At 67.4% G+C, this 18568-nt stretch carries 19 protein-coding genes and 2 pseudogenes; 15 read left to right on the plus strand and 6 right to left on the minus strand.

Annotated elements, in window-relative coordinates:
- Positions 1–149 precede the first annotated feature (149 nt).
- The 7 genes from ACICHK_RS34605 to ACICHK_RS34635 all read left to right on the plus strand — a co-directional run bounded on the left by ACICHK_RS34605 (position 150) and on the right by ACICHK_RS34635 (position 7008).
- Positions 150–3119, plus strand: a complete 2970-nt coding sequence (locus tag ACICHK_RS34605; protein ID WP_406839990.1) for a carbohydrate binding domain-containing protein — start codon at positions 150–152, stop codon at positions 3117–3119.
- A 209-nt stretch (positions 3120–3328) separates the two neighbouring features.
- On the plus strand, positions 3329–3742 hold the full coding sequence (locus tag ACICHK_RS34610; protein WP_151468945.1) for an SseB family protein: 414 nt from the start codon (positions 3329–3331) through the stop codon (positions 3740–3742).
- Between the two features lie 195 nt (positions 3743–3937).
- Entirely contained in the window at positions 3938–4813 is an 876-nt protein-coding gene (pqqB, locus tag ACICHK_RS34615) for a pyrroloquinoline quinone biosynthesis protein PqqB (RefSeq protein ID WP_406839991.1), read from the plus strand.
- Positions 4810–5277 carry a hypothetical protein gene (locus ACICHK_RS34620; RefSeq protein WP_406839992.1) on the plus strand — a complete coding sequence of 156 codons (468 nt, stop codon included), beginning with the start codon at positions 4810–4812 and terminating at the stop codon, positions 5275–5277. The genes pqqB and ACICHK_RS34620 overlap by 4 nt, the downstream gene beginning before the upstream one ends.
- Before the next feature lie 163 nt (positions 5278–5440).
- Entirely contained in the window at positions 5441–5614 is a 174-nt protein-coding gene (locus ACICHK_RS34625) for a hypothetical protein (RefSeq protein WP_406841396.1), read from the plus strand.
- Between the two features lie 9 nt (positions 5615–5623).
- Entirely contained in the window at positions 5624–6250 is a 627-nt protein-coding gene (locus ACICHK_RS34630) for a hypothetical protein (RefSeq protein WP_406839993.1), read from the plus strand.
- Positions 6251–6558: 308 nt separating this feature from the next.
- Positions 6559–7008 carry a hypothetical protein gene (locus ACICHK_RS34635; protein WP_406839994.1) on the plus strand — a complete coding sequence of 150 codons (450 nt, stop codon included), beginning with the start codon at positions 6559–6561 and terminating at the stop codon, positions 7006–7008.
- A 336-nt stretch (positions 7009–7344) separates the two neighbouring features.
- Here ACICHK_RS34635 and ACICHK_RS34640 read toward each other — a convergent pair whose 3' ends face one another.
- The 3 genes from ACICHK_RS34640 to ACICHK_RS34650 form a co-directional block, all read right to left on the minus strand.
- Positions 7345–7497, minus strand: coding sequence for a hypothetical protein (locus ACICHK_RS34640; RefSeq protein ID WP_406839995.1), 153 nt, complete (start codon positions 7495–7497; stop codon positions 7345–7347).
- Positions 7498–9093: 1596 nt separating this feature from the next.
- Complete coding sequence (lepB, locus tag ACICHK_RS34645; RefSeq protein ID WP_406839996.1) at positions 9094–9804, minus strand: signal peptidase I; 711 nt, start codon at positions 9802–9804, stop codon at positions 9094–9096.
- Between the two features lie 235 nt (positions 9805–10039).
- Positions 10040–10462, minus strand: a complete 423-nt coding sequence (locus ACICHK_RS34650) for a hypothetical protein (protein WP_406839997.1) — start codon at positions 10460–10462, stop codon at positions 10040–10042.
- A gap of 122 nt (positions 10463–10584) precedes the next feature.
- On the opposite strand from ACICHK_RS34650, the gene ACICHK_RS34655 reads away from it, so the two are divergent.
- The 5 genes and pseudogenes from ACICHK_RS34655 to ACICHK_RS34675 all read left to right on the plus strand — a co-directional run bounded on the left by ACICHK_RS34655 (position 10585) and on the right by ACICHK_RS34675 (position 15011).
- Positions 10585–10812 carry a hypothetical protein gene (locus ACICHK_RS34655; protein WP_406839998.1) on the plus strand — a complete coding sequence of 76 codons (228 nt, stop codon included), beginning with the start codon at positions 10585–10587 and terminating at the stop codon, positions 10810–10812.
- An 827-nt stretch (positions 10813–11639) separates the two neighbouring features.
- A complete protein-coding gene (locus ACICHK_RS34660; RefSeq protein ID WP_406839999.1) occupies positions 11640–11846 on the plus strand; it encodes a phosphotransferase in 207 nt (68 codons plus the stop codon).
- Between the two features lie 86 nt (positions 11847–11932).
- Positions 11933–12097: a hypothetical protein gene (locus ACICHK_RS34665; protein ID WP_406840000.1), complete on the plus strand. Its 165-nt coding sequence runs from the start codon at positions 11933–11935 to the stop codon at positions 12095–12097.
- Positions 12098–12665: 568 nt separating this feature from the next.
- Positions 12666–13557: pseudogene (locus ACICHK_RS34670) on the plus strand (IS3 family transposase).
- Positions 13558–14243: 686 nt separating this feature from the next.
- The gene (locus tag ACICHK_RS34675; protein WP_406840001.1) at positions 14244–15011 is read left to right on the plus strand and encodes a hypothetical protein; all 768 of its coding nucleotides are present in this window, start codon (positions 14244–14246) and stop codon (positions 15009–15011) included.
- A 250-nt stretch (positions 15012–15261) separates the two neighbouring features.
- Here the strand turns inward: ACICHK_RS34675 and ACICHK_RS34680 are convergent, their stop codons facing one another.
- On the minus strand, positions 15262–15558 hold the full coding sequence (locus tag ACICHK_RS34680; protein WP_406840002.1) for a hypothetical protein: 297 nt from the start codon (positions 15556–15558) through the stop codon (positions 15262–15264).
- A gap of 190 nt (positions 15559–15748) precedes the next feature.
- Here ACICHK_RS34680 and ACICHK_RS34685 point away from each other — a divergent pair, with 190 nt between their 5' ends.
- Entirely contained in the window at positions 15749–16012 is a 264-nt protein-coding gene (locus ACICHK_RS34685; RefSeq protein WP_406840003.1) for a hypothetical protein, read from the plus strand.
- A gap of 311 nt (positions 16013–16323) precedes the next feature.
- Positions 16324–16593, plus strand: a complete 270-nt coding sequence (locus ACICHK_RS34690) for a hypothetical protein (protein WP_406840004.1) — start codon at positions 16324–16326, stop codon at positions 16591–16593.
- A 108-nt stretch (positions 16594–16701) separates the two neighbouring features.
- Here ACICHK_RS34690 and ACICHK_RS34695 read toward each other — a convergent pair whose 3' ends face one another.
- Positions 16702–17370, minus strand: a complete 669-nt coding sequence (locus ACICHK_RS34695; protein ID WP_406840005.1) for an alpha/beta hydrolase — start codon at positions 17368–17370, stop codon at positions 16702–16704.
- Between the two features lie 337 nt (positions 17371–17707).
- Here ACICHK_RS34695 and ACICHK_RS34700 point away from each other — a divergent pair, with 337 nt between their 5' ends.
- Positions 17708–18004, plus strand: a complete 297-nt coding sequence (locus tag ACICHK_RS34700) for a barstar family protein (protein ID WP_406840006.1) — start codon at positions 17708–17710, stop codon at positions 18002–18004.
- Between the two features lie 21 nt (positions 18005–18025).
- Here ACICHK_RS34700 and ACICHK_RS34705 read toward each other — a convergent pair.
- Positions 18026–18351, minus strand: a pseudogene (locus ACICHK_RS34705) (IS5/IS1182 family transposase); the annotation flags it as partial.
- Positions 18352–18568: the final 217 nt, after the last annotated feature.

Genomic DNA, 18568 nt, shown 5'->3' on the forward strand with positions numbered 1-18568 from the left:
CGGCCGTTCCTCGCGCGGCGGTCGTTGTCACATCTCTTTACGTCGCTGTCATGTACCTGTAGCTTCCCGGGCTGCAAAGGCTTTCAGGAATTTACCGGTTCTTCTTGCAAGTCAACTCCCCCTCCCCGCACCCGTATTGGAGCCTCCCCATGAACCGAAGACGTCGACGCCCGCCGCTGAGAGCCCTGGTGGCGCTCCTGGCGGTGACCGGACTGTTCGGACTGAACCCGCCGGACACGGGGTCCGTCCCCCTGGAGAACACGGCCGCCACCTCCACGACGGCGACCGTCTTCTACTACACGAAGACCAAGAACTGGCCGACCACCTACCTGCACTACGCCCCGGACGGCGGCTCCTGGACCACCGTGCCCGGCGTCCGGATGGAGGCGGCCTGCACGGACTGGGTGAAGAAGACCGTCGACCTCGGCTCGGCCACCGGACTGCAGGCCACCTTCAACAACGGAAGCGGCACCTGGGACAACAACGGCGGCAACAACTACGCGCTGGGAACCGGCACCATCACCGTCAAGGACGGTGTCATCGCCCACAGCGACCCGTGCGCCGACACCGGTACGGGCAGCGGCAACCGGGCGACCGTGTACTACTCGACCGCGACCTCCGGCTGGACCACGGCCAACATCCACTACGCGCCCACGGGCGGCTCCTGGACGACGGTCCCCGGCGTCGGCATGGAAAGCGCCTGCACCGGATGGTGGAAGAGGACCCTCGACATCGGGACGGCGACCTCGCTCAAGGCGGCCTTCAACAACGGGAACGGCGTCTGGGACAACAACAACAGCGCCGACTACACGATCCCGTCCGGCACCACGACCGTGAAGGACCGGACCGTCACCGCCGACGCCAAGGACCCCTGCGCGGCCCAGGCACCCGACACCCAGGCGCCCACCACACCCACCGGGATCACCGCGAGCGCCACCAACACCTCGGTGGTGGTGAGCTGGAACCCGGCGACAGACGACACCGCCGTGACGAAGTACCAGCTCACGCGGACGGGCGGTACGAAGGGCACGGTCGTCACCGACGTCGGCTCGACGGTGTACTCCGACACGGGACTCGAGGAGAAGACCGAGTACGCCTACACGGTGAAGGCCGTCGACGCGGCCGGGAACACCTCGCCCGCCTCCGCCGCGGCCACCGTCACGACCGGGCAGAAGGCTCCCGCGCCGGCCGCGGGGACACCGCTCGGCACCGACCCGCGCAAGGACCCCATCTACTTCGTCCTCACCGCCCGCTTCTACGACGGTGACAGCTCCAACGACCGCGGCGGCAGCCAGGACGTCAAGTCGGGCAACGCGGCCAACAAGGACCCCATGTTCCGCGGTGACTTCAAGGGCCTGGTCGACAAGCTCGACTACATCAAGGCGCTCGGCTTCTCGGCCGTCTGGATCACCCCGGTCGTCCTCAACCGCTCGGACTACGACTACCACGGCTATCACGGCTACGACTTCTACAAGGTCGACCCGCGCCTGGAGTCGGCCGGCGCCTCCTACCAGGACCTGATCAACGCGGCCCACGCCAAGGGCATGAAGATCTACCAGGACGTCGTGTACAACCACAGCTCCCGCTGGGGCGCCAAGGGCCTGTTCACCCCCACGGTCTACGGCGTGCGCGACGCGCAGTGGAGCTGGTACTACGACGAGAAGAACGACGGCTTCGAGTACGACGGCCTGACCGTCGAACCCAAGTCGGGGAAGTCGTACTACAACGGCGACCTGTGGTCGACCGCCGAACCCTCCGGCAACACCTGCCTCAACTGGGGCAAGCCCACCGGGGGCAAGAGCGCCGAGGGCTACACCCTCTACAACTGCCAGTGGCCGAGCCCCACTTCGGGCATGTTCCCGAAGGCGTACTACCACCAGTGCTGGATCGGCAACTGGGAGGGCGAGGACTCGCGTTCGTGCTGGCTGCACGAGGACCTCGCCGACTTCGACACCGAGAACGCCACCGTCCAGAACTACCTGATCGGCGCGTACGACAAGTACATCGACATGGGTGTCGACGGGTTCCGCGTCGACACGGCCGTCCACATCCCGCGCGTCACCTGGAACCGCCGCTTCCTGCCCGCCATCCACGACCGGGTCACCCAGCGGTTCGGCACGGACGCCGCGAAGAACTTCTTCGTCTTCGGCGAGGTCGGCGCGTTCGTCAACGACAAGTGGAACCGCGGCTCGGTGAACCACTCCGCGCAGTTCTACACCTGGAAGGAACGCAAGGACTACAGCGCCGACGACGAGACCGCCGCCATCGAGCAGTACGACTACGAGGAGCAGCTCGGCACCGGCGACCAGCCCACCTCCACCAACGCCTTCCTGAGCGGGAACAGCTATCACACCCCGGACCGCAGCCAGTTCTCCGGGATGAACATCATCGACATGCGCATGCACATGAACTTCGGTGACGCGCAGAACGCCTACAGCAACGGCAAGGACTCCGACGACTCCGTCAACGACGCCACGTACAACGTCGTCTACGTCGACAGCCACGACTACGGCCCCAACAAGTCGAGCACCCGCTACGCCGGCGGCACCGACGCCTGGGCCGAGAACATGTCCCTGATGTGGACCTTCCGCGGCATCCCCACGCTCTACTACGGATCGGAGATCGAGTTCCAGAAGGGCAAGCAGATCGACTGCGGGCCGACCTGCCCGCTGGCGACCACCGGACGCGCGTACTACGGCGACCATCTCGCCGGCAGCGTCACGGCCTCCGACTTCGGCAAGGCCGACTCCGCGAGCGGCGAGGTCGCCACGACCCTCGCGCAGCCGCTGGTCAAGCACCTCCAGCGGCTCAACCTGATCCGCCGGGCGATCCCGGCCCTGCAGTCGGGCCAGTACTCGACGGACGGCATCAGCGGCTCGATGGCCTTCAAGCGCCGCTACACCAGCGGGTCGACCGACAGCTTCGCCCTCGTCACGGTCACCGGCGACGCGACGTTCACCGGCATCCCGAACGGCACCTACACGGACGCCGTCACCGGTGACGTGAAGACCGTCTCCGGCGGCACCCTGGCGGTGGCCGCGCCCGGGAAGGGCAACCTGCGGGTCTACGTCCTCAACGGCCCCGGCAAGATCGGCACCGACGGCCCTTACCTGAAGTAACCGGGGGCCGGCGGACGGCTACGCGAGCGGCGGTCACCGCGGTCCCGCCCGGGCGCCCCACGCCCGGGCGGGACACCGTGACCGCCGCCACCGCACCTGGCGGGACCCAGGATGAATGGCGGGATGAGCGTTGGGTACGTGACCGTCGACACGCCCGGGAGCGGGACCGGCCCGGGTGTCCGACGCCCGCCACGACCCGGGAATCTGCCATGGACACGCCCTTGAACAACAACCATCCGACCGCGCCCGCGGCGACGCCCGCCCAGGAGGCACTGGACACCCTCGTCGTGAACACCGACGACGCCGCCGCGCTGGACACGCTCGCCGGAAGCGACGTACTGGTGCCCGTGCCGGACGACGCCACGGACGAGGACATCGCCGATCCCCATGCCGTCGCCCTGCCCGTCCTGGACGATCCCGAGGGCGGACAGGTGGTTCCGGTGTTCACCTCGGAACAGGAGCTGACCGAGCTCCTGCCCTCCGTCTCCCGCTACCGGCTCGTGCCGCTCGCCGCGCTCGCCTCCCAGTGGCCCCCGGGCGATCTGGACCTCATCATCGACGCCGCCTCACCGCACGGTCTGACCCTCACCTCCGAGGGCGTACGCACTCTGCTGGTGAGGTAAGGGCGTACGCACTCTGCTGGTGAGGCAGCGGACCGCCGGCCGTCCGGCGCGGGCCCCGCCCACGGCTCCGTACCGGGACCGGTGAGGCCGGTCCGCGGGCGAAGGATGTCCGGATCCGCTCCTCGTCCGGGGGTGGCCCGGGCCGTCCGTAAGGGGAAGATCCCTGGAAAGCCGCCGCGGAGGAGTGGGGTTCCCTTGAAAGTCGTCCTGCTGGGTACCGCCGCCGGCGGCGGTTTCCCCCGCTGGAACTGCGCCTGCGCGCGGTGCTCGGCCGCCCGCGACGGGAAACTGCCCGCCCGCACCCAGGAGTGCGCCGCCGTCAGCGGCAACTCCCGCGACTGGTGGCTGCTCAACGCCTCACCCGACCTCCGTACGCAGCTGAACGCCACCCCCGCGCTCGCACCCGGCCCCGGCGGCACGCCCGTACGAGGCGTCCTCCTGACGGACGCCGAGCCCCATCACGTGACGGGGCTGACCGGGCTGTACGGCGCCCAGGGACTGAAGATCTACGCCTCGCCCCCCGTCCTCGCCGCGCTCTCGCCCCTGCATCCCCTTCTCGAACGCCATGCCCCGTGGGAGTGGGAGGACAGCTTCACCGAGGGCGGCTTCGTTCTGGCCGGAGGGCTGGTCGTCAGCGCCCGCGCGCTCGGTTCCAGGGCCCCCGGCCACATCCCGGGGGCCGCCGACGACCGCTGGGTGACGGCGTACCGGATCGAGGACCTGGCCAGCGGCGGCGTGCTCGTCTACGCACCCCGCCTGGGGGAGTGGACACCCGCGCTGGACGAACTGATCGCCGGGGCGACCCGTGTCCTGCTCGGCGGCACCCTCTACGCGGCCGGCGAGACGGACACCCCGGTGCGGGCGGCCCGGGGACGGACGGCCTCGTGGCACCTTCCGGTCTCCGGCGCGGACGGCAGCCTGGCCGCACTGACCCGGCACCCGGGCCCGCGCGTGGTCTACACCCACTTCGCCAGCGCGAACCCACTGCTCGACCCGGCCACGGACGCCTACGCGTCGGTGACCGCGGCCGGAGCCGAGATCCCTCTGGACGGAGCGGAATTCGTCCTGTGAATCAGATCTGGGCATCGCTGATCGGTGTCGTACTCGGCGGAAGCATGTCCTACCTGGCCCAGTTCACCACCGCACGCCAGGCCGCCCGCACCGAGGACAAGCGCCAGGCCACGCAGCTGGCCGAGGCCCGCCGTGCCGAACGCCTCGACGCGATAAGGGAGTTCATCCAGCTCGCACAGCAGGGCATACGCCTCGCCGAGGACCGCTACGAGGCGTCCGACTGGTCCTCCGGCTGCACGCCCGAGTGGCTCGCCGCCGCGCGGGGCCTCATCGAACGCCTCTGGATCTGCGAGCGGATGATCCTGGTCCTCGTCGGCCCGGAGCTCCACCGGCTCGCCTGGGACTACGCGGGTGCGGTGAACCACGTCCTGTGGGAGGACCTCGGCGCCCCCGAAGCCGCGTGGGACCACCTGCGCGCCCCCATGAACACCTTCCTCGCCGCCGCCCACGGGAAGCTGGGCTGACCCGGCTCCGGAGGCCCCTGACAGCGGAGTGACGCGGCAGGCCACGGCGTCCTTCCCGTTCCGCCGGACGGGCGGGGCCCGCGGACGGTCAGCCGCCCTGCGCTCACCGACCGCCCACGACCACCCCCCCTCGGAACCGATCATCCAGTCTCCGCCCATGAGCATGATCGGTGAGTACCTACGTGTCACGGCCGCTGAGCTCGACCGGGCGACCCAGGACCCCGACCGGGCGTCGGACCTCGTCGAAGAGGTGCGGGACGCCATCGGCTGTTCCCATGGCTCCCCGCACGATCCAGCACGCGTCCGGCGCGGTCAGGGCGCCCGTGGGCCACGTTAGTCTCCGGTCATGGCCTTGCGACCTGATGAGTTCTACGACCACGCACGCGCTGCCGCGGACGGTGAGCTTCGGCTTCCGTTGGCGCGGATGACCGGCTGGGAGATAAGCCCGTTCGAACCTGAAGGACTTCGCGTCGCGCCGCTGCGTCCGCCCACTCTGCCCGAGCCGGAGCGGCACGGCGAGGATCCGGCGAACTGCGACCCGTGCCGCGACCGGGACGAAGGCATCTGGTTCGGCGAACGCTGGCGACTGGCCCGGATCACGGGCGTCGGCGTGCCCTTGGTGCTGATGCTGTTCCCCCGGGACCACTACGACATGGCGGACCTGCCCGACGAAATGGCCGCCGAACTGGGGGTGCTCACCACTCACATCGTCCGCCATGTGCAGGCACTTCCGCATGTCTCCCGAGCCCACGTCTACCGGATCGGGGACGGAGCCGCGCACCTGCACGTCTGGTTCTTCGCCCGGCCCGAGGGGCAGGCCCAGCTGTACGGGTCATGGTTGCCCGTCTGGGACGACCTCCTGCCGGAGTATCCGGCGGACGTGGCCGACGCGGACGCGGTGGCCGTCGCCGACGCACTGGTCACCTCGTACGGAGGCCGTCGCCGGGCCACCGACGAACAGACGCACGTCTGAGCCTTCCGCGCGATCTCGTCGGCCCGTGTGCTGATCACCGGTCCAGCCGGCCGGCGACGCCGAACAAGCCCACAGCTCTGACCGGTTCAGACGCTGTGGGCTGGGTCTGCCGCAGGTTGGGGTGACAGGGCGAACTGGAACCCGAGAGGCAGGACAGCTCACCGTGACGGACCGCCACGTGGCGGTTGAGGCCATCCTTTTGTTGCGCAAAGGATCTCATTCTGTCAAGAAATCATCTGTTGTGATCGTCTTTCGCTCGTTAATGATGTCTCTGCTTCAACATCAACACCTAGCGAAGCGGGGACACCATGAGCAAGACACGTAAAGGCATGAGGGTGGCGTCCATCGGAGCCGCCGCCTCGGCATTGGCCGCGGGGCTCCTGCTCGGCGCCGCCGCGCCTCAGGCGAGCGCCGCGAGCTTCAATTTCTTCACCGTCGAGATGTCGAACGGCTCCGCCGTCATAACGGTGAGCAACGGCAGCGGTACCGCCATCGGGTCCGGAGCGTGGGCCTCCGACCCCGGCCAGGTCGGCTCCTCCACCGGCGACACCCTCATCGCCAACGACACGTTCGATGACGGCTACGGCATCGAAGCCCACCTCAGCACCGGCAGGGTCGCCTCGACCCGCGGGCACGCCTCGCCGTACACCGACAAGGCGACGGGCAACCTTCCCGAGGGCAACACCTATTACATGACGGTTTGCGTCGTGAAGGGCACGTTCAAGGACTGTTCCGGCAGCGCCACCGTCAGGTCGTGAGCTGAACACCAGGGGCCGGGCCCGGTGATCCGGCTGGGCCCGGCCCTGCCCGCGCTGGGGCCGGGTGCCGTGGAACGGGGCGTGGCTGTGGCCGACTTCGGTTCGGGGCCTTTGCCGTCGCGCTTCCGATCGGGTCGGGCGTGTTCCCGGTGCGGGCGGCCTGACCGCACCGGGTCGGCTCGGAACGGGTGCCCGAAGTCCGGGCGTACAGGCGCTCGTCCACCCCGTGGCCCGTCCGGACGCGGCCGCTCGGTACGCCGCCCCTCACCGGGGCTCGCCGCAAAGGCGTGCGAGCAGACGCCCGGGCCTCGTTCGGTGCGGTCATGACGTGCCCCGTCACAGGCCGTCGTCGGACGGGGCGACGGGGTGTTGACCCGCGGCTCTGACCAGCTCGGACGCCGTGGGCTTCTTCACGGGGCCCTGGACGCCTTTGCCGCCAGGTGCGAGGTGCTGAGGACGGAGCGTCCACTCGACTTCGTATGCGGCCATGACGAGTACTGGGTCGGCTTCTGCTCATGAGGGTGTACCAGCGACTGATCAGGCTCGGCATCAAGAGCACTCGGTTTGGGAGGCTGCGATCATTTGCATGCAACTTGGGTGCTGGCCTGGGTAAACGGTTGCGCTGGGGGATCGACGGTTGCGGCTGCTCTCACCGTGATTCCCCGCTGTATCCACAGGCCCGGCACCTGCGGACGCCGCAGATGGGTGCGGTGCACCCAACTCCGCATCAGTTTTTGGTGAGTTCACGAAGTATGTGACCGAGAGCGCCAGCCGGGTGGCATCGAGGTATCAGCATGCCTGAAAGTGTGAAGAAGGCCATTGCTCGAACCCGAGTGGGATTCACTGGTGAGCCCGAAGAGGGAGCGTTCGCAGGGGTTCCACGGGATGGGTCACTCGGTCTTGACACCTGCTTGAGCGAACAACGCACCCTTCGTGCTCTGTTGACACTTGGCCTTTTCGATCGATTGGGACTCGGGGAAGCTCGGCCGCCTGCTCGGTGGGGTTTGCACACGCTCGTGGCTTACGACATCACGGTGTCGCCTCGCTACAACCGGCTCGTCCTCATCACGGACGTTCCGCACAACGTGGCACCGTACCTCCTGCCCAGCCGCGTATGCGGTTGATGAGCCGCTGACCACGTCGGAGCAGACACAGCTGGACGAAGTACCCGGCATGGGCGCAGACGCTGAATGCCTGCTGGCCGGTCTCGCCACCAGAATCGCGACTCAGGACCCTCGGGGCAGATGGGCGATCGGCAACTGGTTCTCTGACCCCCTACAACGTTCCGGTTGGCTCAACGACGGGAGCGAAGAACGATACGGGAAGCAACTGTGGGGCTCGGCGAACCGATGGATTTTTCGATGGAACGGCTTTCCTTACGTCGAAGACGTCGCGACATCACTGACAGCTCCTCAGGTTGGTATCCCCGGTGCCACGATGCACGATGCCGGCGACCGCGTGGAGGTGCGGTCGGGGGCCGCGACACTCAGCCTGCACGGACGTCGAGCACCGTTCCAGCGGACATCGGGACAGTTCTCATGAGCTGGGACAACGTGACGCTGGTGATTCTGGCTGCTTTTGGCTGCGTCATGCTGCTACTGACGCAGATCGCCGAGGTGCTGTCCAAGGTTCCTGAGATCATCCGCGTTTGGCATGAGGTACGACGCGCTCTTCAAGCGGGGCCGGACGATCTCCCTGAAGTCCGGGGCGCGAGAGAGGCTGACGATTCCGCCCCTGCCGCCGGTGGGGGAAACGCCCCGAGAGCCGTCACTGTGCCTGCCACGCCGAATCGAGGGCGCCACTTGAGCGCCCGGTGCCAGGCGGAACACAGGCGGGTCCGCTGACTCTGCCGCGCGCTGAGACGCAGGGCGCAAGCCCTCGGCCCACGATCCCCGCTTCAGGAGCGAGGCCGGGGGATCGCAGGCGTGACCTGGAAGTCCCGGCCTTGTGCAGCGTGGGATGGTCCACCCCCTGGCCGACCTCGACTTCCCGTGAGTTCCTGTCCGTTCTGTCGCGGAAGTGGCGTGCCCCCGCGGCCCGGTGGGGCGCGCAGGGGCGAGGCTGACGTCTCGATGGACGGGCTCGCTACCGCGACACCGGCAGCGAGGCCCACCGGCTGACGGGCCATGCGACGACCAGAGCCCGGCCGATGACTTGGTCCTCGTCGATCGTGCCACCGCCGGGCCGGTCCTGGTGGTACCGGGAGTCCTGAGAGTCCTGGCGGTGGTCGCCCATCACCCAGAGCTTCCCTTTCGGCACCTTGATCGGCCCGAACGGCTTGTCGCCGCAGGGGGTGTTGCCGGGGTAGATGAATGGTTCACCCATGGCCTTCCCGTTGACCTTCACCGGGCCGCTCCCGGAGCATTCCACCGTGTCGCCGCCCACCGCGATCACTCGTTTGATCAGGTCCTTCTCGTCCGCCGACGGCATCAGGCCGACGAAGCTGAGAGCCTTCTGCACCGCGTTCGGCTTCTCGGCTTTCTCAGGGAGCCAGCCCCCAGGGTCGTGGAAGACGACCACCTCTCCGCGCTGCGGTTTGGATCCGAACCACGGCGTCAACTTGTCGACCAGCACGCGGTCGCCCGGCTGCAACGTGTTCTGCATCGATTCGGACGGGATCGAGAACGCCTGCACGAAGAAGGTCTTGATGACCAGCGCGAGCACCAACGCGATCCCGACGAGGATCGGCAACTCCTTCCAGAAGGAGCGCGCTTTCCGCCGGCCGTCGACCGCCGCTTCGCCGTCGGCATCGGCGTCCCCGGTTCTCGACCGTTCGCCGGCGACAAGATCTTCCATAACCACGCCTCCCACCCCCGCGCCCCGCTCCGGGCGCACCGTGTCCGTAGTGGTCCCTCGTGCGCACGGCACCGGGCCCACCACAGTCACAACGAGCGGGAGTTCCCGGAACGCCGGAGCTCCCGACTCGGTTCTGGGTCGGGTGCGGATCTCCTCCGTCCCAACCCGTCCACCGTGCCGTCCGAGGCCCCTCGGCAACCGATGCGATCGCTTCGACGACGGAACCGGTTGTGGATCAACAAGGGCGAGTCAGGACCCTGACCGCGAAGGGCCGGTGCGAAGCATTGCTCTGCTCGGCCCCGTAGCCGAGGGCGTTGAGCATGCAGACGATCGCTTCTGCTGTCCGTTCGTGCACGTCGACCGAAGCTTGGATCACCGAGGCACTGGTCCGGCCCTGCTGTACGGCCTCACGCACGGATCGCCGTACGTCGGGGTGGAGCTCCCAGGTGAGCCAGAGGCCGCCTGCTTCGTCGTCGACCTGGTCCAGGTCGATCTCCAACCCGCCGGGTGCCGTTTGCCGGTCGGGTTCCTCCCCGGCGTCACGAACGACGAGTCCGGATCGGGACAGGTCCGCTTTCACCGCGGTGGCAAGCTGTCGGAGGCGGCCGATCTCGTGGGCGTCAAGCAACTTCGGTCCGACCTCTTTCTCTTCGTCCACGGCGTGCACGTTACAGCGCGGTCTGTGGGCAGGAACTGTTGCGCGAGTACGAGTGATCGACCGGGGCTGCCCCGGCCGACTTCGGCCGGGAGTTTGATCGTTGAAACGTGTACTGTCGCGGTGTGGCTGACGACTCTCAGAAGGCCCCGCTCGGGGATCAGATCAAGAGTGCCGGGGTTCTTGCAGGTTTTGCCGCTTGGGCACTGACGATGGGCGCGCTGGGGCTCGTCCTCCTCATTGTCGGGGCGGTCCTGTACGTGGCCTGGCAGGTGTCATGGGCGATAGGGCTGGGGGTGACGCTGGTCGTCCTGTACGTGATTGGCTTGTTCGTCACGGGCGAGAAGATCTGACCCTCGTGTTTGTGGGGGCTGACCAGGGAAGACACCCCAAGATCCTGTCCGCGAACAGTCCACGGACCGCGTCACGGTGCTGCTCCGGGCGACATCCGCCTGCACATACGCCAAGACCCCGTCCCCAGCGTTCTCGCTGACGGCGGGGTCTTTGGGCACCTCGTGCAAGGTGCCCCCGGCAGGATTCGAACCTGCGCACACGGCTCCGGAGCCCAGGTGAGTGCGACGGCCTCCAAGGCCTCTGACCTGCGAAGGAGTAGTTCCCGGAGGCGCCCCAGGTGAAGATCATTACGCCCCTGTTACGTGGGCGCCCTGTCGGGCCGTGAGGCTCCGCCGTATGGCCGGAGACATGATCTCGGGCAGCGGCGGGGAAGTGGACGGCGGCGGTACGGAGTTCACAGTGGAGGGGATGGAAGTCGTCCTCCGTGAGGCGTGCGAGGCGGCTGGCCTGGACTCGACCGGGGCAGAGCTGCTGCGCCTGGGATCCAACGCGGTCTACCGGCTGGCATCCTTACCGGTCATCGTCCGCATCGCGCGTGACCCGGCCGTTCTCGCCGAGATGGAACGCGCCGTGGGGGTTGCCCGGTGGTTGGAGACGGTCGACTTCCCGGCGACGCGTGTCCTGGCCGGCGTCGCTCAGCCCATCGCCGTGCGCGGACTGGTGGTGACCTTCTGGGAGAGCGTCCAGGAGCGCGAGGAGTACGCGACGACCGGCGAACTGGCCGACCTGCTCCGCCGGTTCCACTGGCTCGAAGAACCCGAGCCGCTATGCCTCCCGTCCTTCGACCCCTTGGCCAAGCTGTCGGCCTCGCTGGACGGTCTGGCCGATGTCTCCGAGGGGGACCGGTCCTTCCTGGAGGAGCGGGCGGCCAAGCTCGCCGCTCGCCAAGGAGTACGACCGACTGGACTTCGTCCTTCCCTTCGGCCTGATCCACGGGGATGCCAACATCGGGAACGTGCTTCGTCACCGGGACGGCCATGCGGTCCTCATCGACCTCGATGGACTTGCCCTCGCCCCGCGCGAGCGGGCCTGATCCTGACCGCGATCTACTACGACCGGTACGGCTGGCACACCGAGGCGCAGTACGCCGAGTTCGTCCACCGGTACGGCTTCGACCTCATGAACTGGCCCGGATACGAGACGCTGGCCGACTTGCGCGAACTGATGATGGTCGCGTGGATCGGCCACCAGGTGGGCACCAGCGAGCGTTTCGCCGCGGAGTTCACGCGACGCATGCGGTCTCTGCGAACGGGTGAGGGCCGCAACACGTGGGGTGCCTTCTAGCGGTTCCTCGTGGCAAAGGGTGATCCGAGCCGCGTACGCGTCGCACGGCCCTGAGGCTGCGAGGTAGTCCGTGCCTGCTTCCTTCGCCGTCGCAGGCTAAGGGGGTGCTGGGTGTCGAGGAGCAGGGGAGGGGGTCCCTGGCGACGGGGGACGCACCAGGGAACCGCCCCTGATCAGCGCTTGCGCCTCACCTCGTCCTTAACGGCACGAACCGAGCGCACAGCTTTGATCATTTTGTTCGACAGTCCTGGGACTTGATCGGCGAGGTAGCCGAGAACGGTCACACCTCCCGCGATCGAGCCGACAGCCACTGCCGCCCAACCCGCCACTTCCATATGCCCTCCGAGGGTGTCGTGATGACGGGCCGGAAGACCGGAGCCTTCCGACGCCCCCGAGAGCCCTCGACTACGAGGACTACGGACGTAACAGGAAAATCCACTGTAGCCACTGGAATGGTGACGGCATAGACCGTCGGACAAGCCGTAGGCGCGGCGAGTGGGTCTGCCGCACGATCGGATGACATCTGAACTGGCTTGCCCTGTGGGGCAGGTGGAAAAAGGACGTCACTGTGCCCAAGCCAGATCCGGAGGAGTTCCGCCAGGACGTCGTGCGGGTCGCGAGGAACCGCGGCCCGGATGTGACGGTGGAGCAGGTGGCCACCGACTTCGGGGGCCACCCGATGACGTTGTGGAAGTGGATGCGCCGGGCGGATGTCGACGACGGGACCAAGCCTGGGGTGACCGGCCAGGAGAGCGCGGAACCGCGGGAAGCTCGTCGGCGGATCAAGTTGTTGGAGCAGGAGAACGAGGTCCTGCGCCGGGCCACGGCCTGTCTGTCGCAGGCGCATCTGCCGGGACAACCGCTGGTGGGGTGTCTTCGGCAAGAAGCGCGGCCGGGGCAGGAAGGCCGGCCCGCCGGTGCACGACGATCTCGTGAGCCGCAACTTCACCGCGACCGGCCCGAACCGGCTGTGGCTCGCCGACATCACCGAACACGCCACCGGCCAGGGCAAGTCGTACCTCTGCGCGATCAAGGATGTCTTCAGCAACAGGATCGTGGGCTACTCCATCGACGCGCGGATGAAGTCCCGCCTCGCCGTGACCGCCCTGGACAACGCCGTGGCCCGACGCGAACACGTTGCCGGATGCATTCTGCACAGTGATCGCGGCTCGCAGTTCCGGTCCCGGAAATTCGTCCGGGCACTCGACCGCCACCGGATGGCCGGCTCGACAGGGAGGGTCGGGGCGGCCGGCGACAACGCGGCCATGGAGTCGTTCTTCAGCCTGCTGCAGAAGAACGTCCTCGACCGCCGGAGCTGGACCACCCGCGAGGAGCTGCGGATCGCGATCGTGACCTGGATCGAGCGGACCTACCACCGGCGCCGCAGACAAGCCGCACTCGGTCGGCTGACACCTGTCGAATTCGAGACCGTCATGACGAAACCGGCCTTCCAGGCGTGACCGAACCTGTCGTCCGAACTTACATCGGACCCGTCTGGAGTGTGTCCGATGACGGTTGGCTTCCAGCAAGATTGCACAGCCGTCAAGGGCGAAGTCGGGTTACCCGCGACCTTCCAGGGAAAGACCTCGAGTGCATCTCAGTGATTCGGAGGGGGCCGCTCATGAGCGATACATCACGGGCGCGGCACGACAGGACAGAACCGGGGCCGCCGCCCGAGCGCGGCTCCGATCGCTTCAGCGATGGTCCCCCTGATCCCCTCGCCTCCCTGCTGGCCAAGGTCAACAAGGGGGAACACATCTCAACTCCTGGAGACAATGCGGGCGCCGAAGACCGTGACCCTCATGACGAGGAATGGCGGGAGCATGATCGCCACGGCCCCTACGCACAGGGGCGTCGCCGGAGAAACTGACTCCCAAAGCAGAGTCCCCGTCTGCGGCAGCGCGAGCGGGGACTTGGCGTGGGGGCTACTCACGCGGGCGGGGAGCAAGCTCACCTGCGGCCAGACCGAGCGACAGGGCTCACGACTTCTTCGTCCCGAGGCAAGCACAGGCGGGCTTGCCGCCTCGGACTGGATTCGGGTGAGAGGTCCGGACATCCGCATCATTGCTCGCGCTGTCCTCACCCGGTAAGGTACCGATCTTCGGCCGGCGGAAGCCGTACGGAGTTCTCGAAGGCCAGGCACATCATGCATCTCGCCGACCACCCCGCACGCCGCCGTCTCAGTGCCGCGCTGGACAACCTCGCCATCACCTTCCGTGATACGAACGCGCATCCGGACGAGCACAACTGCGAATGTCACTGGGGAAGTTCGGAAGAACTCTCCCTTCTGAAGACGCCGAACGTGGAGCTGGAGCCGGACCTCCTGCGCCGGACCTGGCAGTCCTGGTCCTGGACCGATCACGCGGCCGTGCTGCGCCGCATACTGCCGCAGTTCGCCACAGCACTGGTCGCCGGTCGCGCACAGCCCCTGTTCGGTCTGGAAGAGGCCGGGTACTGCTTCGCCCACGGTTGCTGGCAGCAGTGGCCCGACGATCAGGCCGGTCCGGTACGCGAGTTCCTGCACGCCTGGTGGGTGCAGAGCCTCACCGACCCGGATGCGATCGTCCCGGCGCACCAGGTCTTCGCGATGTGCGCCGAGGCCTCCGGAACGCTCGGGCCCTGGCTCGCCGACTGGGAGGAGCAGACCGGTCCTCTCAGCGACCGCCGTCTCGCCGAGGCGGTGGCGGAATGGGAGCGCGACCTCCTGGGGGACAGCCTGCCGTGGAGCGTGAGCTGGTACGAACACGACGAAGAGGAGATGCGCGCCGAACTGGTCGCGTGGCTCCTCGGACACGCTGCGGCACGGCTCCGCGAGTCGGGCGCCCCGACGGACCTGCAGCACCGGATACGGCTGCTCGGTCTCACCGGGCCGGACCGCTGGTCGGATCCGCACTGGCCCGACCACAGTTACTGACAACCAGCCGACGCGACCACCTCGCCGCGAAGCGTCGGTCGCAGTGATCGGATCAGTAGCCGAAGAAGTGCGGGACCGGATCTCCGACCCGCACCCCTGCAATCGATCAACGCTGCGACCTGCGACTCAGCCGTCGACGGTTGTCAGTGTTGGTCGACGTTGAGCACCCTCGGACGGCCCACAGACGGCCCCAGGGATAACCCCGGGACCGTCGCCCAGGTCGCCGAGATCAGGATTTCCGGCCAGAGAGTCAGCCCTTAAGCAGGTTGTAGGCGAGACCCGCGACGAGGAAGTAACCCAGGTAAGAGGCGAGTACCACGCCCAGCATCGCCAGGAGCTTGACCGGCGTCCCGAACGGCTTGCGGGCGAGGGAGAGGTTCGCGAAGAGACCCGCCGCCCCGATGAGCCCGCCTATCGCTCCGCCGATCGGCATCAGGAGGATCGGCACGATCGAGAGGACCAACTGCCACCAAGCGAGACCGCGGAACTTGGCCCATGGATCCGGCTTGCCAAGCGAGTTCTTTCCGAGGTCGGGGATCTGCTGCATGTGCGGGAAACCTTCGTTCTTTTCATCATGATCGTGCTGAACCGTCAGGATGCGGGTGGCGGGCCCGCCGGGCAATGACGTGTCGACAACGGTTTGCCTACGAAAATCGACTCTCAGCTGTCGGATGCCACAGGAGCTGGCGGCGAGTGTGAGCCGCCTGTCAGGCCCGTTGAGAGCGGAGAACGAAGGCGTGGCAGATCACCTGCGCTCGGAAGACGGCTGGCTGATCCATGGTGATCAGCAGATCGCCGTGGAGGTCGACCTGGGTCTGTTCCTCCCTGTCTCGGGGTTGTGGGGCGGCGTGCTGTGCAGCCTTCCACAAGGGCTGGCGGGCACTTTGAGGGACGCTGAGGTTCGGTTGCGACTGGAAAACGGCGAGGTGCGTCAGATCCGCCTTCTGGCTGGCCTTCATGAGTCTGTGGCCTTCCTCGGCGGAGGAACCGCACCGTTCTGAGCTGCTGACCGCTACAGGCGGAAAGTCTATAAATCTGCCGGCTTCGCCTTCCCAGGTTCGAATCCTGGCGCCGCCACCCTAACGGGAATCGGCCCCTGACCAGCAAGTTTGGTCGGGGCCGTTCTCGTTCCCGGATCACGCCAGTGTCCGCCACTCCCCGGGGTTCCCCGCCCGTTCTGGCACGGCCGTGGCATACGCCGTGAGCTTGATCATGCGGTCGGCGGAGTTTTACGGCTGGATAGTCACGCTCACGGCCGATGGCGACGACTGTGAGCCGCCCGCCAGGTTCGCCGCGGGTGAAGGATGAAGGCATGGCAGACCACCTGCGCTCCGAGGACGGCTGGCTGATCCTTGACGATCAGCAGATCGCCGTGGAGGTCGACCTGGGTCTGTTCCTGCCTGTCACGGGATCGTGGGGCGGCGTGCTGTGCAATCTTCCGCCAGGGCTGGCGGGCGCCATAAGAGGTACTGAGGTTCGCTTGCGTCTGGAGAACGGCCAGGTGCGCCGGATCCGTCTTCTGGCCGGCCCCCACGATGAAACCTCGGTGTCCTTCGTCGGTGAAGGAACCGCACCGTTCTGAACTGCTGACCGTGCCTGCGTTCGGTCGAGGCTCCTGGCTCGTCGCAGGATCGCCCGAGGATGATCACCAGTGGGCGCAGCTGTCCCACACCGGTCTTGACCGGTGAGATCACGATCGACGGCTGGAGTGCTGAGCGGTGATTCCAGCGGCGCGGGCCAGTACGTCGGCGGTCCGCGATCCCGCCTCGACGGCGTGGGCGGCGGTGCTGGGAAGGCAGCGGTGGTACTCGGGGACGAACTCGGTCATGATGACGCCGGCGTGATCGGTCGCGACCTCGTTGAGCGATGCCGGCCAGCCCTGTTCCATGAGAGCCGAGCGCAGCTCGCGTGAACGCTCGATGTCCACCACCGAATCGGCGGTGCCATGCACCAGCCACACCGGTATAGGCGGCAGCAGGCTGCCGCCCCGGCGGAGGTCGTCGATCGGGACGGTGCCGGTGGTCGGTGCCGCCGATGCGTACGAACCCGCGATTCCCACGATCGCTTGCGGCCTCCAGTCGCCAAATGCTGCGGGATTCAGGGCGACACCTACCGCGGCCTTGCCGCCCAGCGACCAACCGGCGAGCGCGATCCGTTCGGGATCCCCGCCGAAGTCGGACACGTTCTGCCGCACGAAGACAGCCGACTCCCTCAGGTGCGTTCGCCCGCCGTCCGGCGCGTCGGGACGCCAGTCCGGCACCAGGACGATGACGCCCAGCTTTGCCGCAGCGCGGGCGACCGGCGCGAGGACGTCCCGTTCGTCCGGGCCCCGGCCGTGCCAGAGCAGCACCGCGGGCACAGGACCCGACGCGCCCGCAGGCTGATAGACGTCCAGGAGCTTGCCACTGGCCCCGTACCTGAGCCCAGTCTTGACGACAACCTCTGTGGCCACCCCGGCACCCCCGACTGATCACACCACGAACCACGTCACGCTACCAACGTAAGTCAGCTGGCCTGACGCCAGGTCAACCGGCGGAAGTAAGCCACTGCTGGTCAGGACCGGTTGGGCAACCGGATCAAGCCGAGCAAGCCGAGAGGGACCCTCACCAGCGGAGTCACGATCTACGGCTGGAGTACTAGAGCACGTCTCTTTGCCCCGTGAGCACCTTGTCGTGGAGCCTGGTTAGGCTGCTGCGATGACGGATAGCGAGTTGATTGTTGACCTACGCGGTCGGCTGATCGAGACACTTGACGACTTCTGGGACGCGGTGAGCGAGCCGTGCGGGCTGCCGGAGTGGTTCGGCCGAAATCTGAACGCGTGGTCGGACACCATCGAGACCCGAGGCATCTCTGAGGTGATCGACAGCCACGATCTTTTGACCGTGCACGTTGACAAGTTGGGTCTCTTCGGCGGGCATCAGCAGGAGGCCGACATCCTGGCCGGCATTTTTGACGGAGAGCAGAACCGGCTCGTCGTCCACGGACCGGCCTAACGAATCCTTCGGACGCCTTGTTCATCGCCGGGTCCAGACGAGGACAGCGGCAAGGTGAAGTGCGGCCTGGTAGGCGATGGCGAGCTTGTCCGTCCGCATGGCGAAGCCGCGCCACTGCTTGAGTCGGGCGATGCACCGCTCGACGGCATTGCGCTCCTTGTATGTATCGGCGTCGAAGCTGGGTGGACGCCCCCCAGTGCGGCCTTGCCACAGCCGGTGGCCGATCTGGTCGGCGGGCTGGAGGATGACCGCACGGATGTCGCGTCGGCGTAGGTGCGATCCGCGAGGACAGCCGCCGGGCGGGTTCTTGGCTTGCCGAGTCCGTTCCGCGGGACGCCCTGTCGTGCGGGCGTTCCTGGCGTGGTTGCAGATACTGTCTGGACGGGAAGCCCCAAGATCTTCTCCCAGATTTCTCCCAGGAGACCCGGAAACCACTCAGGGGCCTGACTCGCTATACGAGTCAGGCCCCTGACCTGGTACTTCTCTGTCGGGGTGGCGGGATTTGAACCCACGACCTCTTCGTCCCGAAGCAAGTTGGGCAAGGGTGCTTCTTTGGACTGGTGT

Source organism: Streptomyces sp. AHU1, assembly GCF_045343905.1.
In the GTDB taxonomy this organism is placed as follows: Bacteria; Actinomycetota; Actinomycetes; order Streptomycetales; family Streptomycetaceae; genus Streptomyces; species Streptomyces triticiradicis.

Coding starts and splice junctions, on each gene's coding strand:
- ACICHK_RS34605 (WP_406839990.1), top strand. CDS start 150: ATGAACCGAAGACGTCGACGCCCGCCGCTGAGAGCCCTGGTGGCGCTC.
- ACICHK_RS34610 (WP_151468945.1), top strand. CDS start 3,329: ATGGACACGCCCTTGAACAACAACCATCCGACCGCGCCCGCGGCGACG.
- ACICHK_RS34625 (WP_406841396.1), top strand. CDS start 5,441: ATGATCGGTGAGTACCTACGTGTCACGGCCGCTGAGCTCGACCGGGCG.
- ACICHK_RS34630 (WP_406839993.1), top strand. CDS start 5,624: ATGGCCTTGCGACCTGATGAGTTCTACGACCACGCACGCGCTGCCGCG.
- ACICHK_RS34635 (WP_406839994.1), top strand. CDS start 6,559: ATGAGCAAGACACGTAAAGGCATGAGGGTGGCGTCCATCGGAGCCGCC.
- ACICHK_RS34640 (WP_406839995.1), bottom strand. CDS start 7,497: ATGGCCGCATACGAAGTCGAGTGGACGCTCCGTCCTCAGCACCTCGCA.
- lepB (WP_406839996.1), bottom strand. CDS start 9,804: ATGGAAGATCTTGTCGCCGGCGAACGGTCGAGAACCGGGGACGCCGAT.
- ACICHK_RS34660 (WP_406839999.1), top strand. CDS start 11,640: ATGTCTCCGAGGGGGACCGGTCCTTCCTGGAGGAGCGGGCGGCCAAGC.
- ACICHK_RS34665 (WP_406840000.1), top strand. CDS start 11,933: ATGAACTGGCCCGGATACGAGACGCTGGCCGACTTGCGCGAACTGATG.
- ACICHK_RS34675 (WP_406840001.1), top strand. CDS start 14,244: ATGCATCTCGCCGACCACCCCGCACGCCGCCGTCTCAGTGCCGCGCTG.
- ACICHK_RS34680 (WP_406840002.1), bottom strand. CDS start 15,558: ATGCAGCAGATCCCCGACCTCGGAAAGAACTCGCTTGGCAAGCCGGAT.
- ACICHK_RS34690 (WP_406840004.1), top strand. CDS start 16,324: ATGGCAGACCACCTGCGCTCCGAGGACGGCTGGCTGATCCTTGACGAT.
- ACICHK_RS34700 (WP_406840006.1), top strand. CDS start 17,708: ATGACGGATAGCGAGTTGATTGTTGACCTACGCGGTCGGCTGATCGAG.